Here is a 13,802-nt window from a genome sequence, read left to right on the forward strand (position 1 = left end):
GTCGAGCAGCTCAACGAGCAGCTGACCACGGCGTTGGATCCGTCGATCCCGAACGAGCAGAAGCTGGATTTCGTGCAGGGTGGTTCGGCGGATCCGGAGTTGCCGAACCGGTTGGCGCAGGCGGCCAAGGATGCCAATGTGCAGGTGCAGGTCACGGAGGTGACCTCGTTCGGTGACAGTGTGAACGCGAAGGCGAATTTCACGCTCAACGGTCAGACCAATGTGGTGGATGTGCCGTTCGTGGCCGAGGACGGTAAGTGGAAGGTCCAGAAGACCTGGGCGTGCGGGATGCTGACCAATCTGGGGCAGCAGTCGGTCGCCTGCGCCTGAGCGCGGGAACCGAGAGCCCCGGCCGGACTACCGGCCGGGGCTTTGCGCTGTCCGGGGAAAGTCGCAGGGCGACAGCGTGTTACGGGCCGACCCGCAGCGCCGCCCGGTCGGGGTGGTCCCAGCGCACCGTCCAGGTGGCGGTCTCGGGCTGTTCGGCGGCGTGATCGCGCAGGGCGGGCAGTGTCCACTGCTCCGCGGGCGGCGTGCGGCGCAGCGCCGCCTGCTCGCTCAGCTCCAGCCGCACGGTGAGATCGAATTCCAGGCCGCGGCCCAGCAGCATCGGCCCGGCCAGTACCAGCACCAGATCGGCCTGCGCCGGGCGCAGGGCGGCCCTGGCCGACCGATCGCGGGCCTCGTCCCAGAGCGCGGGCAGCCAGCGACCGTTCGCCCGGAGCGCGTCGAGGAGCTCGCGGCGGACCGCGTCGTAGTCGAACCAGGCTGTGCGATAAGACCATGCGTCGTCGCGGCCGTATTCCATGCGCAGCGAGGCCGGGCGGACGAAATCGTGCAGCGCGACCACCTCGGCCGAGCGTCCCCGTTCGGTGAGCGTGGCGGCGATCCGGCGGGCCAGCTCGACCGGTGCCGCCGCGTCGGCGCCATCGACGGCGAGCACGCGCCGCCCCGGCAGCGTGGCCACCCGGTCGGCGACGAGTCCCGCCACGGCGGTGGGGGAGGTGGGCGTGAACGACGGCACGGCACTATCACAGCAAATTCCGGGGCCCGGTGCCGAGCCGGACAGACCAGACGGTCGGCGACGGGATAATCTCGAGCGCATGGCGACTATCGAAGAGGCGCTCGAGATCGAGCAGCTGGAACGGGACATCTTCCGTGGTGCGGCCACCGAATCCCAGCTGACGCGCACCTTCGGCGGTCAGGTCGCGGGCCGGGCGCTGGTCTCGGCGGTGCGCACCGTCGACCCCGCCTTCCAGGTGCACTCGTTGCACGGCTACTTCCTGCGACCGGGCAATCCGGAGGAACCCACCGTCTACCTGGTCGAACGCATCCGTGACGGACGGTCCTTCTGCACCCGCCGGGTCACCGGCGTGCAGGACGGGCAGGCGATCTTCACGATGTCGGCCTCGTTCCACCGCGGTGACGAGGGGCCCGAGCACCAGGACGTGATGCCGACGGTGGAGGGCCCCGACGAGCTGCCCGATGCCAGCGTCACCATGAGTCCCGAGCGGCTGTGGGCGATGCGGGAGTGGGAGCACTGGGACATCCGCACGGTCCCGTCCGAGCAGGTCGCCCAGCGCGAGGGCTATGTCTCCCAGCAGCAGGTGTGGTTCCGGTACCGCCACAAGCTGCCCGACGACCCGCTGTTCCACGTCTGCACCCTCGCCTACATGAGCGATATGACGCTGCTCGGCTCGTCCAAGGTGGCCCATCCCGGCGAACCCACCCAGGACGCCTCGCTCGACCACGCCATGTGGTTCCTGCGCCCGTTCCGCGCCGACGAATGGCTGCTCTACGACCAGTCCTCGCCCTCGGCGGGCTTCGGCCGCGCGCTGACCGGCGGCAAGATCTGGGACCGCGAGGGCAACCTCGTCGCCGCGGTCGTCCAGGAGGGTCTGATCCGGACCCCGCGCCACAAGTAGGCCGGGGTCTCAGCGCACCTGCACACGCAGGTGACACACCACGGTGTCGGTCATCCTGCGCAGGACCCGCTCGAGCTCGTCGCTGCGGTGGCTGGGCACGACACGGTTCCAGCCCGAGGGCGGATCGACCTCGGCGATGACGACGACCTTGCGCCTGCCCGCGAAATGCGCGCGCACGTAGGCGGCGACGGGTCCGCCGACGGTCGCGTCGCTGTCCTCGAGCAGGACCAGGCGCACCTCGGGATGCCACGCCTCCCACGCCGCGGCGAACGCGGCCGTCGACTCACCCGGTAGGCAGACATGCACCGCGGTCACGTCGTCACCGATCGACAGGGCCGCCGACAGCGCCTCCCGGCTGAGCTCACACACCTCGGCGATCGGCACGATGATCGCGGTGCCCGTGCGGCGCGGCCGCGCGGGCAGGACGCCGACCACGCCCCGAGAGTGCTCGATCTTGGTGTAGGTGTGTCGGATTCGCTCCATGCCGAGCATCAGCGCGGGCAGGACCAGCACGATCAGCCAGGCGCCCTCGGTGAGCTTCATCGCGGTGGTGACCACAGCGGCGACGAAGGTCAGCAGCGCGCCGAAGCCGTTGAGCGCGAGCCGCCATCGCCAGCCGTCGGACCTGATCTGCCACCAGTGCCGGACCATGCCGGTCTGGGCGATGGTGAAGCCGACGAACACGCCGATCGCGAACAGCGGCACCAGCGCGTTCATCTCGCCCCCGGCGGCCACCAGCAGCACCGCGGCGCTCACGCCGAGGGTCAGCACGCCGTAGCGATACACCTGACGCGGGGTGGCGACGGCGAAACGGTGTGGCAGGCAGTTGTCGTCGGCGAGCAGCCGGGTCAGCGTCGGCAGGCCGCCGTAGGAGGTGTTGGCCGCCAGCGCCAGCAGTACCACCGTCGCGAACTGCACGACGTAGTAGCCGACGTCGTGCCCCAGCGCCGCCTCCGTGAGCTGCGAGAGCACGGTGGTGCCCGCGATCGGCCGCAGCGAGAACTTCTCGATCAGGACAGCCAGACCGATCAGCATCGTCCCGAGCAGCAGGCCCAGCGCGACCTCGGCCCGCTGGGCGCGCCGCACCCGGGGTTCCTGGAAGCTCGGCACCGCATTGGCGATCGCCTCCACACCGGTCAGCGCCGCGCACCCGCTGGAGAACGCCTTGAGCACCAGCAGCACGCCGACGGTGTGGATATCGCTCACCGCCGCCGTCCCGGCGGTGACGGCGGCGGGTTCGGAGCGCAGCAGCCCGCCGATGATCACCGCGAAGATGCCGGCGACGAACACCGCCGTCGGCACCATGAACGCGCGGGCACTCTCGGTGATACCGAGCAGATTCAGTGCGGTGATACCGACCAGCACCGCCAGGCAGATCCACACCGCGTACCCGTGCAGCGCGGGAAACGCCGAGGTCAGCGCGGCGACGCCGGCAGCGAGGGAGACGGCGACATTCAGCACGTAGTCGACGATCAGCGCGGCCGCCGCCAGCAGGCCGGCGCGATGCCCGAGGTGGCGTTCGGCCACCGCGTAGGCGCCGCCGCCGTCGGGGAACGCCGCGATGACCTGGCGGTAGGACGCGATGAGGACCGCGAGCAGCGCCGCGATGGCCAGCGTGACCGGCAGGGTCATGCCGAGGCCGAGGCCACCCGCGGTCGCCAGCACCAGCACGATCGCCTCGGGACCGTAGGAGACCGACGCCATCGCGTCCAGGGACAGCCCGGCCAGGCCGGTGGAGACGGTGAGCCCGCGTCGGCGCGAGACGAACGGCGCAGGTCCGGAGCTCCCGCGCGGCAGTAGTGCGATCACCCTTGTGAGTGTCGGGCCGAACCGCCGGAACCTACCCCGGCGTTGACACAACCTTGACGGCGACCGTGAGCGGGCGCACATCGGACCGGCTCGTAAGCTCAGCGCCTGTGAACGCATCCTCCGCTGCCGCCCGGCCGACCATCGGCGTCCTCGCGCTCCAGGGTGACGTGCGCGAACACGTTGCCGCGCTGGAGCACTGTGGCGCCGACGCGGTGCTGGTGCGGCGCGAATCGGAGCTGGCTGCCGTCGACGGGCTGGTGCTGCCCGGCGGCGAGTCGACCGCGATCTCCAAGCTGCTGCAGGCCTTCGATCTGCTCGAGCCGCTGCGCGCCCGGCTGCGCGACGGGCTGCCCGCCTTCGGCTCCTGCGCGGGCATGATCCTGCTGGCCTCGGAGGTGCTCGACACCAGGCCCGACGCCCAGCACCTGTCCGGCATCGATATGACGGTGCGCCGCAACGCCTTCGGCCGCCAGGTCGACTCGTTCGAGACCGATCTCGATTTCACCGGCCTCGACACGCCGGTACGGGCCGTGTTCATCCGCGCCCCGTGGGTCGAACGGGTCGGTGAGGGCGTGGAGGTACTGGCCCGGGTGCCGCACGGTCCGGCCCGGGGCCGCATCGTCGCCGCCCGGCAGGGCAACGTCGTGGCGACCTCGTTCCATCCCGAGGTGACCGGCGATCTGCGGGTGCACGAGCTGTTCGTCGACCTGGTTCGTTCGGCACGGTAACGCCCGCGGCCACTGCGCGCCCGCGGCCCGAGTAGGCTGGATCGAGCTTGTCCGCCCGGGCAGACGCGCAACCGACCTGAAGGAAGTAGGGCATGAGCGGCCACTCCAAATGGGCCACCACCAAGCACAAGAAGGCGGGAATCGACGCCAAGCGCGGCAAACTCTTCGCCAAGCTGATCAAGAACATCGAGGTGGCGGCCCGCACTGGTGGTAGTGACCCTGCGGGTAACCCGACGCTGTACGACGCCATCCAGAAGGCGAAGAAGTCGTCGGTCCCCAACGACAACATCGAGCGCGCCCGCAAGCGTGGCGGCGGCGAGGAAGCCGGCGGCGCCGACTGGCAGACGATCATGTACGAGGGCTACGGCCCCAACGGTGTCGCCGTGCTGATCGAGTGCCTCACCGACAACCGCAACCGCGCCGCAGGCGAGGTCCGCGTCGCGATGACCCGCAACGGCGGCAACATGGCCGATCCGGGTTCGGTGGCCTACCTGTTCGGTCGCAAGGGCGTGGTGACCCTCGAGAAGAACGGCCTGACCGAGGACGACATCCTCGAGGTCGTGCTCGACGCGGGCGCCGAAGAGGTCAACGACCACGGTGAGGCCTTCGAGATCATCAGCGAGCCCGGCGATCTGATCGCCGTGCGCAGCGCCCTGCAGGCCGCGGGCATCGACTACGACTCCGCCGAGTCCGGCTTCCAGGCTTCGGTCTCGGTCGCGGTCGACGCCGAGGGCGCCCGCAAGGTGCTCAAGCTGGTCGACGCGCTCGAGGACAGCGACGACGTGCAGAACGTCTACACCAACGTCGATATCTCCGACGAGGTCGCCGCCCAGCTCGACGACGAGTAGGAACTCGCGCATCGCTCACGCACCGCCCCGGCCGGGATTTCGGCCGGGGCGGTGCGTGTTCCGGCTAGGACGCGCGCTCGGTGTAGTAGGCCGCCATCGCCGGGTAGTAGTCGGCGAAGCTCGGTCGCTCGGTCTGGGTGCAGGCGGCCACGAACATGTCCGCGTAGTACTCCCATCCGGGACCGATCTGCGGGATCTCGGCCAGCTGGTACTCCGAGGTGAGGTGATGGACCAGGCGCACGTCGGTGGCCGCCCCGGTGTCGAGCAGCGTCACTTCCAGCCGCCACACGCCGATCTGGTCGGTCGAGGACAGGCCCAGGTGGATCGGCGGGGTGCACTCGTCGATGTTCATCCCCGTCCACGGTTCGCCCTCCTCGAACCGCATCTGCACCCTGATGGTGTTGCCGGTGCCCGCCTGCCCCTCCCAGGTGCCGTACCAGCCCGCGGTCAGGTGCGGGTCGGTCAGCCGCGCCCACACCTCCTCGATCGGCAGGCCCAGCGACCGCGTGATCACCAGATCACGACCGTCGGGCGTCGGCTGGATCTCGCCGGTGGGTGTGGGCATGCGCGGTTCTCCTCGGCTCGGGTGGAGCGACGATCGGCGACGGTGTCGACGGTACGCCGCGATATCCGCTGGTGTCGCGCTCGGCGCGGCCAGCACAATGGACCCATGACCCGGATCGAGGCGGTATGCGGCGACATCACCGAACAGCGCGTCGACGCGGTGGTCAACGCCGCCAACTCCTCGCTGCTCGGCGGTGGCGGCGTCGACGGCGCGATCCACCGCAAGGGCGGACCCGAGATCCTGTCCGCGTGCCGTGACCTGCGCGCCTCGCACTACGGGAAGGGCCTGGCCACCGGGCAGGCGGTGGCGACAACCGCGGGTCGGCTGCCCGCGCGCTGGGTGATCCACACCGTCGGTCCGGTCTGGTCGGCCACCGAGGACCGCTCGGCCCTGCTGGCCTCCTGCTACCGCCAATCCCTGCGCGTGGCCACCGAACTGGGCGCGCGCACGGTGGCGTTCCCGGCCATCTCCACCGGCATCTTCGGCTGGCCGATGGACGACGGCGCCCGCATCGCCGTCGAGACCGTGCGCGCGGCAGGCCCGGCCGTCGACGAGGTGCGCTTCGTCCTGTTCGACGATCGCGCGCTCGCGGTCTTTGTTGCCGCGCTGGATTAGTCCCGTCGGGTAGTGTCCTGGCTCTATCCGCTTGTGCCCGAGGGGGACCGATGACCTATCAGCCGCCACCGCCGCCGTATCAGGGTGGATATCCGCAGGGCCAGGGCGGATATCCGCAGGGTGGGTATCCGCCGAACTACGGGTATCCGCAGCCGCCGAAGAAGAAGCCGGTCTGGCCGTGGATCGTCGGCGGTGTCGTGCTGGTGCTCGTCCTGCTCGGGGGTGGGTGCGCGGCGATCATCGGCGTGGCGGCCTGGCAGGTCGACAAAGAGGTCAACAGCAGCGCCGACCTGGTCTACGAGGTGAACGGCACCGCCTCGCAGGTCGACATCACCTACTACAGCGGCGATTTCGACCAGAACACCGCGAACGGGTCGAGCGTGCCCTGGCGCAAGGACGTCACCGTCTCCGGTTTCGCGAAGATGGGCAGCATCACCGTGACGACGACAGGCATGGAGGAAGGCACCGTCAGCTGCCGGATCCTGCGTGACGGCAAGGTTCTCGACGAGGACACCTCCACCGGCTCCTTCGGCTTCGTCACCTGCAGCGTCACCATCGACTGACCGCGCGGCGCACGGGTGGCGGCGGGCCGCCGCCCGTGTCGCTGGTCGGGTGGGGCGGGAGAATGCTCTAGACTTTCGAACAACTGTTCGTGTCTTCGAAGGGGCTGCCGGTGCGGGTGATGGGCGTCGATCCCGGGCTCACCCGGTGCGGGCTCAGCATGGTGGACAGTGGGCCGGGGCGCAAGGTCGTCGCGCTCGATGTCGGGGTGGTGCGGACGCCGCCGGAGGCGGAGCTGGCGCTGCGGCTGATGGCCGTGGCCGACGCGGCCGAGGAGTGGATGGACACGCATCGGCCCGAGGCCGTCGCGATCGAGCGAGTCTTCGCCCAGCACAACGTGCGTACCGCGATGGGGACCGCGCAGGCGGGCGGGGTGATCGCGCTGGCCGCGGCCCGGCGCGGGATCAAGGTCGCCTTCCATACGCCCAGTGAGGTCAAGGCCGCGGTCACCGGCAACGGCACCGCCGACAAGGCGCAGGTCACCGCCATGGTGACTCGGATCCTCGGGCTGCGGGTCGCCCCGAAACCCGCCGACGCCGCCGACGCGCTCGCCCTGGCGATCTGTCATTGTTGGCGGGCGCCGCTGATGGACCGGATGGCGGCCGCGCAGGCGCAGGCGGACGAGGTCCGCCGCCGCTACGAACAACGGCTGGCCGAACAACGAAAGGTGGTGCGCGGGTGATCGCGTCGGTACGCGGCGAGGTACTCGAGATCGCGCTCGATCATGTGGTGATCGAGGCCGCCGGCGTCGGCTACCGGCTCAACGCCACCCCCGCGACGTTGGCCGGGCTCAGCCGCGGCGAGGAGACCCGCCTCTACACGGCGATGATCGTGCGCGAGGACTCGATGACCCTGTTCGGCTTCGCCGACACCGAGGCTCGCGACCTGTTCGGCCTGTTGCAGACGGTGTCCGGCGTCGGCCCCCGGCTGGCGATGGCGGTGCTGGCCGTGCTCGAACCGGAGGCGCTGCGCAAGGCGCTGGCCGAGAGCAATGTCGCCGCGCTCACCCGGGTGCCCGGTATCGGCAAGCGCGGTGCCGAACGGATGGTCGTCGAACTGCGCGACAAGGTGAACCTGGTGCCGGTGCCCGCCGGTCCGCCCGGCGCGCAGGTCCCGGTCACCCCGGTGCGTGAACAGGTCACCGAGGCGCTCGTCGGGCTCGGATTCCCCGTGAAGCAGGCCGAACCGGCCGTCGACGCCGTCTTGGCCGACCAGCCCACCGCGACCACCTCCGTCGCCCTGCGCGCCGCTCTCGGCCTGCTCGGCAAGAACAGGTAGGCCATGGACGACGATGTCGAGCTCGCGGCAGGCGACCCCGACGATTCCGCCCTCACCGCGCGGTATCTGCACTCCGACGGCGAAGCCGAGACCGGTCTGCGCCCCACCTCGCTCGACGACTTCATCGGTCAGCCGCGTGTGCGCGAGCAGCTCGCCCTGGTGCTGCGCGGCGCCCGGCAGCGTGGCGCCACACCCGATCACGTCCTGCTCTCGGGACCGCCCGGCCTGGGCAAGACCAGCATGGCGATGATCATCGCCGCCGAACTCGGCACCGCGCTGCGCATCACGTCCGGCCCCGCCCTGGAACGCGCGGGCGACCTCGCCGCGATGCTGTCCAACCTGGTCGAAGGCGATGTGCTGTTCATCGACGAGATCCACCGGATGGCCCGCCCCGCCGAGGAGATGCTGTACCTGGCGATGGAGGACTTCCGGGTCGACGTGGTGGTCGGCAAGGGCCCCGGCGCGACCTCGATTCCGCTCGACATCGCCCCGTTCACCCTCGTCGGCGCCACCACCCGCTCCGGCGCGCTGACCGGTCCGCTGCGCGATCGTTTCGGCTTCACCGGCCACATGGACTTCTACGATCCCGCCGAACTGCTGCGGATCCTGCAGCGCTCGGCGCGCATCCTCGGTGTGCGGATCGACCACGACGCCGCCGCCGAGGTGGCGGGCCGCTCCCGGGGCACCCCGCGCATCGCCAACCGCCTGCTGCGCCGCGTCCGCGACTTCGCCGAGGTCAGGGCCGACGGCGTGATCACCCACCCGATCGCGATGGCCGCGCTCGAGGTCTACGACGTCGACGCGCTCGGTCTGGACCGGCTCGACCGCGCCGTGCTCGGCGCGCTGGTGCGCGGGTTCGGTGGGGGACCGGTGGGTGTGTCCACGCTCGCGGTCGCCGTCGGCGAGGAAGCGGCCACCGTCGAGGAGGTGTGCGAGCCGTTCCTGGTGCGTGCCGGACTCGTCGCCCGCACCCCGCGCGGCCGGGTCGCGACCGCGGGGGCGTGGGAGCATCTCGGGCTGGTGCCGCCGCCGGATCTGGTCATCGGCGCCATCGAAGTACGGGGGCGCGAACCGCACCCGAGCATGGACCTGCTCGACTGAGCCCGCTGGGCGAGGCACCCGATCGTCGTCTACTGTCGGCCGGGTGGCAGTCCATGCGGTGGTGCAGCGATTCCCCGAGCCGTTGCGTTCCCTGCTCCTGAAGCATCGGGAGCTCCTGAAGTTCGCGGTCGTCGGCGCGATCACCTGGTTCATCGACACCGGGGTCGTGTACGCGGTGAAGCTGACCGTGCTCGGCGACAAGCCGCTGACCGCGCGCCTGCTCGGCGCGCTGATCGCGACCATCGCCTCCTACATCCTCAATCGGGAGTGGTCCTTCCGCACCCGCGGCGGCAGGCAGCGCAGTCACGAGGCGGCGTTGTTCTTCACCGTCAGCGCGCTGGGCATCGGCGTCACGATGATCCCGCAGGCGATCTCGCTGTACGTGCTGAATCTGCGGGTGCCGCACGTGGATCCGGTGGTGCAGGCGGTGGCCAACTTCGTGTCGGGGCAGATCCTGGGCGTGCTGCTGGCGATGGCGTTCCGGTTCTGGGCGTTCCGTCGCTACGTCTTCCCCGACGACCTGCGCGAGGCCGAACTGCACAGCATCCAGGGCTGATCCGCCCCGGTGGTCACTGCCTGCGTTCGACGTGCTCTAGCGCGGTGATGACCAGATCGACGAAGGCGTCTACCTCCTCGCGGGAGTAGCCGCGGGTGCCCAGGCGGGTGTCGGTGAACCGCACGCCGCGCACATCGGCGGCGGTCAGGCTGCCCGGGCCGTTGTGCGCCAGGGTCGCGGCGACCAGGTCGAGGAAGGCGTCGACCTCCTCCTCGTGGTAGCCGCGCCTGCCGACCGCCGACTGACTGAACCGCATGCGGTGCACGTCGTCCGGGGTGAGCATCTCGGCCACACCGTCGCCGGGCCGGGCCGCCGGGACCGGCGCGCCGCCCTTCTGGCGGTATTCGAGTTCGGTGCGGACCCGGTCGAGGAAGTCGTCGACCTGATCGGCCTGATAGCCGCGACCACCGAAACGCGGTGCGCCGAAGTGCACGTGCCGGATGTCGTCGGCGGTGAGGACGCCCTGCCCGTCCAGGGTGGCCGAGACCAGCTCGAGGAACGCGTCGACCTCGTCGGCGTGGTAGCCACGATGGCCCAGGGTCGGCATGGCGAAGTGGGTGCGGCTCACATCGTCGGGCGTCACAGCGGTCATTGTGTCAGGATTGCCCTTCTATCCCACGGGTTTTCGTCATCGCGCAGCAACTCGGACGCCTTCGATGAACAGCCGCCGTACCGCGTGACTGTACACCGCAAGCAGCGCCGGATCAGGGGTTCGCATGCCGTGCACGATGCCCGCGACCACCATCCCCAGCGCCGCTTTCGCTGTGGTGGGAGTATCCAGATCCGGGCGCAGGTAACCGCACCGCACGCCGTGGTCCAGGTAGCCGGCGATGACGACCTCGGTGGAGTCGAGCAGACCGAACACCCGCGCGGTCAGCTCGTCGTCGATGCCGGTCGCGTGGACCAGCAGCAACTGCGGCACCCGGGGGTCGTCGAGCAGCACGCGATTGAGCGAATCGCCGATCCGGTCCAGCAACGCGGTGTACTCGTCGAGGGTGGTCGCGGTCTCGGGGCTGAGATCGGTGGCCAGCGCGGTGAACACGCGGCCGGTCACGTCGTCGATGACGTGGTCGATGATGTCGCGCTTGTTGGCGAAGTAGCGGTAGAAGGTGCCGTGCCCGATGCCGAGGCGTACGGCGATATCGGCGATGCCGGTGGCGTGATAGCCCTTCTCGGAGAAGCAGTCGAACGCGGTGTCGATGATCTCCCTGCGCAATTCGGCTTTGCGCTGTTCGACGCGGGCGGATGGCTTCGTCACCGGGCCGATGTTACTGTCGCCGCCGGCGGAATGATGTGTCATTCTGTAACAGACACCTGATGATGTGGAGGTTCGGCGTGGCACCTCAATGGGACGCGGTCGTGGTCGGGGCGGGTTTCGGCGGCATCGGCGCCGCGATCGAGCTCGACCGGCTCGGACTGCACGATTTCGTGATCCTCGAGCGTGAGGACGACCTGGGCGGCACCTGGCATGTGAACCGGTATCCCGGCCTGGCGGTCGACATCGCCTCGGTGACCTACTCCTATTCCTTCGAGCCGAATCCGCACTGGACCCGGCTGTTCGCCCCCGGCGCCGAGCTCAAGAAGTACGCCGAGCACGTGGCCGACAAATACGACCTGCGCAGGCGGATGCGGTTCGGGACCACCGTCGACGGTGCCCGCTGGGACGAGGACAACCAGCAGTGGGTGGTCTCGATCGCCGGCGGCGAGACGGTCACCGCGCGCTACCTGCTCGCGGCCACCGGGTTCCTGTCCCAGCCCTACACCCCGCCGTTCCCCGGCATCGAGTCCTTCGCGGGCAAGATCATCCACACCACCGACTGGGACGACAGCTACGACCTGACCGGACGCAGGGCCGCCGTGATCGGCACCGGCGCCACCGCGGTCCAGCTGGTGCCCGAGGTGGCCGAGCGGGTCGACGCGCTGACCGTGTTCCAGCGCACGCCCATCTGGGTGGTGCCCAAGATCGACGCCCCGATTCCCGGCGCCGTCCAGGAACTGTTCGCCAAGGTGCCGCTCACCCAGAAGGTGGCACGGCTGGCCAACACGAGCATGCTCGAGGCCCTGATGGTCGTCGGCGTGCTGCACTACGCGCAGGCCAAACCGCTGAACAAGGCGGCCGCCGCCCTGGCCAAGGCGCACCTGTTCGCGCAGGTCCGCGACCCGAAGACCCGGGCCCAGCTGACCCCGCACTACGACTTCGGCTGCAAGCGCCCGACGTTTTCCAACACCTACTTCAAGACGTTCAACAAGCCGCACGTGCGACTGGAGACGAACTCGATCGACCATGTCGAACCCGACGGCATCGTCACCGCCGACGGGCACAAGACCGAGATCGACACATTGCTGCTGGCCACCGGCTTCAATCTGTGGGACGTGAACTTCCCGGCCATCGAGATCGTCGGCCGGGACGGGGTGAATCTCGGCAAGTTCTGGCGCGACAACCGCTTCCAGGCCTACGAGGGCATCACCGTGCCCAAGTTCCCCAACTTCCTCAGCCTCAACAGCCCCTACTCCTACAGCGGGCTGTCGTACTTCACCACCATCGAGGCCCAGATGAAGCACATGGGCAGGCTGTTCACCGAGCTGTTCCGGCGCGGCGAACAGACCTTCGAGGTCACCGAGCGGGCCAACGCCGAGTTCCTGGACCGGGTCACCGACAAGCTGGGCTCCTCGGTGTTCTACGGGGGTGACTGCGCCGGCGCGCGCAGCTACTACTTCAATCAGCACGGTGAGGCGGCGCTGCTGCGCCCGACCAGCACCGCCGACGCGCACCGTGAGGCGGTCAGCTTCCCGCTCGACGACTACACCTACGGCCGCACCGCCTGAGCGGCGCGCGGAGGTCGTGACGGTGTCCGGTGTGTCGCCACGGCGGAGAACTGGCAGACTGTCAGGCGTACTTGCCCGTCCACCACTGACTAGGGACTGACTTCGACGATGGACTTCCTGTTTCCGCTGCTGATCCTCGCCCTGCTCGTGCCGATGTTCTTCGGTATCCGCAAACAGAAGCGGGAGGCCGAGAAGGTCTCGTCGATGCAGGAGGGTCTGAAGGTGGGTGACCAGGTCGTCACCACGTCGGGCCTGTACGGCACCGTCGTCGACCTCGACGACACCACCGTCGACCTGGAGATCGCCGAGGACGTCGTCACCACCTGGCTGCGTCAGGCGATCCGCGAGGTCCGGGCCGACGAGCAGGCGGTCGAGGAAACCACCCCCGCGACCGACGCCACCGTCGAGGAGTCCGCGGAGCAGACCGAGACCCGGCTGACCAAGGACTGATCGCGTTCCCTCGTCGCCGGTGCCCCGCGCTGCGGAACGCACCGGCGCGGGCATCGTCGTGCCCACCCGTTCCGACCTCGACTTCCGCCTAGGAGATGACCTGCTGTGCCACCTTCCCAGGGATCGGCGCATCCGTACCGGTTGCTCGGCGTCTACGCCGCGCTGCTGGCCGTGATCTACGCGCTGGTGTTCTTCACCGGTGACCATTCCCCCACGCCCAAGCTCGGCATCGACCTGCAGGGCGGTACCCGCGTCACCCTGACCGCGCGCACCCCCGACGGCAGCAGGCCCAGCCAGGACAGCCTGAAGAAGGCCCAGGAGATCATCGAGAACCGCGTCAACGGTCTCGGCGTCTCCGGCTCCGAAGTGGTCATCGACGGCGACAACCTCGTCATCACGGTGCCCGGTGAGGACAGCCAGCAGGCCCGCGCGCTGGCCACCACCGCCAAGCTGTACATCCGGCCGGTGCTGGCCGCGACGCAGCCACAGGCCGGTGGCGCCGCGCCGCAGGTGCCGCCGGCCCAGGGCGGGACGCCGACC

General features: G+C 69.7%; 17 protein-coding genes and 1 pseudogene. 13 read left to right on the plus strand and 5 right to left on the minus strand.

Going from position 1 to position 13,802, the window contains the following annotated elements; genetic code table 11:
* A partial coding sequence (locus tag V8688_RS28065) for a hypothetical protein (protein ID WP_342802056.1) occupies positions 1-330 on the plus strand: 330 nt, incomplete at its 5' end.
* A 79-nt stretch (positions 331-409) separates the two neighbouring features.
* Here V8688_RS28065 and V8688_RS28070 read toward each other — a convergent pair.
* The gene (locus V8688_RS28070; protein ID WP_342802057.1) at positions 410-1,024 is read right to left on the minus strand and encodes a hypothetical protein; all 615 of its coding nucleotides are present in this window, start codon (positions 1,022-1,024) and stop codon (positions 410-412) included.
* A 79-nt stretch (positions 1,025-1,103) separates the two neighbouring features.
* Between V8688_RS28070 and V8688_RS28075 the strand changes: the two genes are divergently transcribed.
* The gene (locus V8688_RS28075; protein WP_218721121.1) at positions 1,104-1,925 is read left to right on the plus strand and encodes an acyl-CoA thioesterase II; all 822 of its coding nucleotides are present in this window, start codon (positions 1,104-1,106) and stop codon (positions 1,923-1,925) included.
* 9 nt (positions 1,926-1,934) lie between these two features.
* Here the strand turns inward: V8688_RS28075 and V8688_RS28080 are convergent, their stop codons facing one another.
* Positions 1,935-3,629 carry an APC family permease gene (locus V8688_RS28080; protein WP_342802061.1) on the minus strand — a complete coding sequence of 565 codons (1,695 nt, stop codon included), beginning with the start codon at positions 3,627-3,629 and terminating at the stop codon, positions 1,935-1,937.
* A 212-nt stretch (positions 3,630-3,841) separates the two neighbouring features.
* Here V8688_RS28080 and pdxT point away from each other — a divergent pair, with 212 nt between their 5' ends.
* Positions 3,842-4,462, plus strand: coding sequence for a pyridoxal 5'-phosphate synthase glutaminase subunit PdxT (gene pdxT, locus V8688_RS28085; RefSeq protein WP_316575442.1), 621 nt, complete (start codon positions 3,842-3,844; stop codon positions 4,460-4,462).
* Between the two features lie 92 nt (positions 4,463-4,554).
* Positions 4,555-5,310, plus strand: a complete 756-nt coding sequence (locus V8688_RS28090; RefSeq protein WP_218721119.1) for a YebC/PmpR family DNA-binding transcriptional regulator — start codon at positions 4,555-4,557, stop codon at positions 5,308-5,310.
* A 64-nt stretch (positions 5,311-5,374) separates the two neighbouring features.
* On the opposite strand, the gene V8688_RS28095 is transcribed toward V8688_RS28090, so the two are convergent.
* A complete protein-coding gene (locus V8688_RS28095) occupies positions 5,375-5,875 on the minus strand; it encodes an SRPBCC domain-containing protein (RefSeq protein WP_218721118.1) in 501 nt (166 codons plus the stop codon).
* 105 nt (positions 5,876-5,980) lie between these two features.
* Here V8688_RS28095 and V8688_RS28100 point away from each other — a divergent pair, with 105 nt between their 5' ends.
* From V8688_RS28100 to V8688_RS28125, 6 genes are all read left to right on the plus strand, one after another.
* Positions 5,981-6,490, plus strand: coding sequence for an O-acetyl-ADP-ribose deacetylase (locus V8688_RS28100; protein ID WP_342802058.1), 510 nt, complete (start codon positions 5,981-5,983; stop codon positions 6,488-6,490).
* 50 nt (positions 6,491-6,540) lie between these two features.
* On the plus strand, positions 6,541-7,053 hold the full coding sequence (locus tag V8688_RS28105; RefSeq protein ID WP_342802059.1) for an MmpS family transport accessory protein: 513 nt from the start codon (positions 6,541-6,543) through the stop codon (positions 7,051-7,053).
* Between the two features lie 110 nt (positions 7,054-7,163).
* Positions 7,164-7,733 (plus strand): crossover junction endodeoxyribonuclease RuvC, encoded by a 570-nt coding sequence (ruvC, locus tag V8688_RS28110; protein WP_218721171.1) that lies wholly within the window; start codon positions 7,164-7,166, stop codon positions 7,731-7,733.
* On the plus strand, positions 7,730-8,329 hold the full coding sequence (gene ruvA, locus V8688_RS28115) for a Holliday junction branch migration protein RuvA (protein ID WP_218721115.1): 600 nt from the start codon (positions 7,730-7,732) through the stop codon (positions 8,327-8,329). The genes ruvC and ruvA overlap by 4 nt, the downstream gene beginning before the upstream one ends.
* Before the next feature lie 3 nt (positions 8,330-8,332).
* Complete coding sequence (ruvB, locus tag V8688_RS28120; protein WP_218721114.1) at positions 8,333-9,430, plus strand: Holliday junction branch migration DNA helicase RuvB; 1,098 nt, start codon at positions 8,333-8,335, stop codon at positions 9,428-9,430.
* A 43-nt stretch (positions 9,431-9,473) separates the two neighbouring features.
* Entirely contained in the window at positions 9,474-9,986 is a 513-nt protein-coding gene (locus V8688_RS28125) for a GtrA family protein (RefSeq protein ID WP_308248646.1), read from the plus strand.
* Between the two features lie 13 nt (positions 9,987-9,999).
* On the opposite strand, the gene V8688_RS28130 is transcribed toward V8688_RS28125, so the two are convergent.
* Complete coding sequence (locus V8688_RS28130) at positions 10,000-10,578, minus strand: DivIVA domain-containing protein (protein ID WP_218721113.1); 579 nt, start codon at positions 10,576-10,578, stop codon at positions 10,000-10,002.
* Positions 10,579-10,614: 36 nt separating this feature from the next.
* Positions 10,615-11,244 (minus strand): TetR/AcrR family transcriptional regulator, encoded by a 630-nt coding sequence (locus V8688_RS28135; RefSeq protein ID WP_308248645.1) that lies wholly within the window; start codon positions 11,242-11,244, stop codon positions 10,615-10,617.
* A gap of 77 nt (positions 11,245-11,321) precedes the next feature.
* Here V8688_RS28135 and V8688_RS28140 point away from each other — a divergent pair, with 77 nt between their 5' ends.
* From V8688_RS28140 to V8688_RS28150, 3 genes and pseudogenes are all read left to right on the plus strand, one after another.
* Positions 11,322-12,812, plus strand: a complete 1,491-nt coding sequence (locus V8688_RS28140; RefSeq protein ID WP_342802060.1) for an NAD(P)/FAD-dependent oxidoreductase — start codon at positions 11,322-11,324, stop codon at positions 12,810-12,812.
* A gap of 108 nt (positions 12,813-12,920) precedes the next feature.
* The gene (gene yajC, locus V8688_RS28145) at positions 12,921-13,262 is read left to right on the plus strand and encodes a preprotein translocase subunit YajC (RefSeq protein WP_218721110.1); all 342 of its coding nucleotides are present in this window, start codon (positions 12,921-12,923) and stop codon (positions 13,260-13,262) included.
* A gap of 105 nt (positions 13,263-13,367) precedes the next feature.
* Positions 13,368-13,802, plus strand: a pseudogene (locus V8688_RS28150) (protein translocase subunit SecD); the annotation flags it as partial.

The sequence above is a fragment of the Nocardia sp. No.11 genome (assembly GCF_038752175.1).
In the GTDB taxonomy this organism is placed as follows: Bacteria; Actinomycetota; Actinomycetes; order Mycobacteriales; family Mycobacteriaceae; genus Nocardia; species Nocardia canadensis.

Bases quoted from the DNA above. Each gene is read 5' to 3' on its own strand.
- yajC (WP_218721110.1), top strand. From the start codon at position 12,921: ATGGACTTCCTGTTTCCGCTGCTGATCCTCGCCCTGCTCGTGCCGATG.
- V8688_RS28095 (WP_218721118.1), bottom strand. From the start codon at position 5,875: ATGCCCACACCCACCGGCGAGATCCAGCCGACGCCCGACGGTCGTGAT.
- V8688_RS28105 (WP_342802059.1), top strand. From the start codon at position 6,541: ATGACCTATCAGCCGCCACCGCCGCCGTATCAGGGTGGATATCCGCAG.
- V8688_RS28100 (WP_342802058.1), top strand. From the start codon at position 5,981: ATGACCCGGATCGAGGCGGTATGCGGCGACATCACCGAACAGCGCGTC.
- V8688_RS28090 (WP_218721119.1), top strand. From the start codon at position 4,555: ATGAGCGGCCACTCCAAATGGGCCACCACCAAGCACAAGAAGGCGGGA.
- V8688_RS28130 (WP_218721113.1), bottom strand. From the start codon at position 10,578: ATGACCGCTGTGACGCCCGACGATGTGAGCCGCACCCACTTCGCCATG.
- V8688_RS28080 (WP_342802061.1), bottom strand. From the start codon at position 3,629: ATGGCGTCGGTCTCCTACGGTCCCGAGGCGATCGTGCTGGTGCTGGCG.
- ruvB (WP_218721114.1), top strand. From the start codon at position 8,333: ATGGACGACGATGTCGAGCTCGCGGCAGGCGACCCCGACGATTCCGCC.
- V8688_RS28075 (WP_218721121.1), top strand. From the start codon at position 1,104: ATGGCGACTATCGAAGAGGCGCTCGAGATCGAGCAGCTGGAACGGGAC.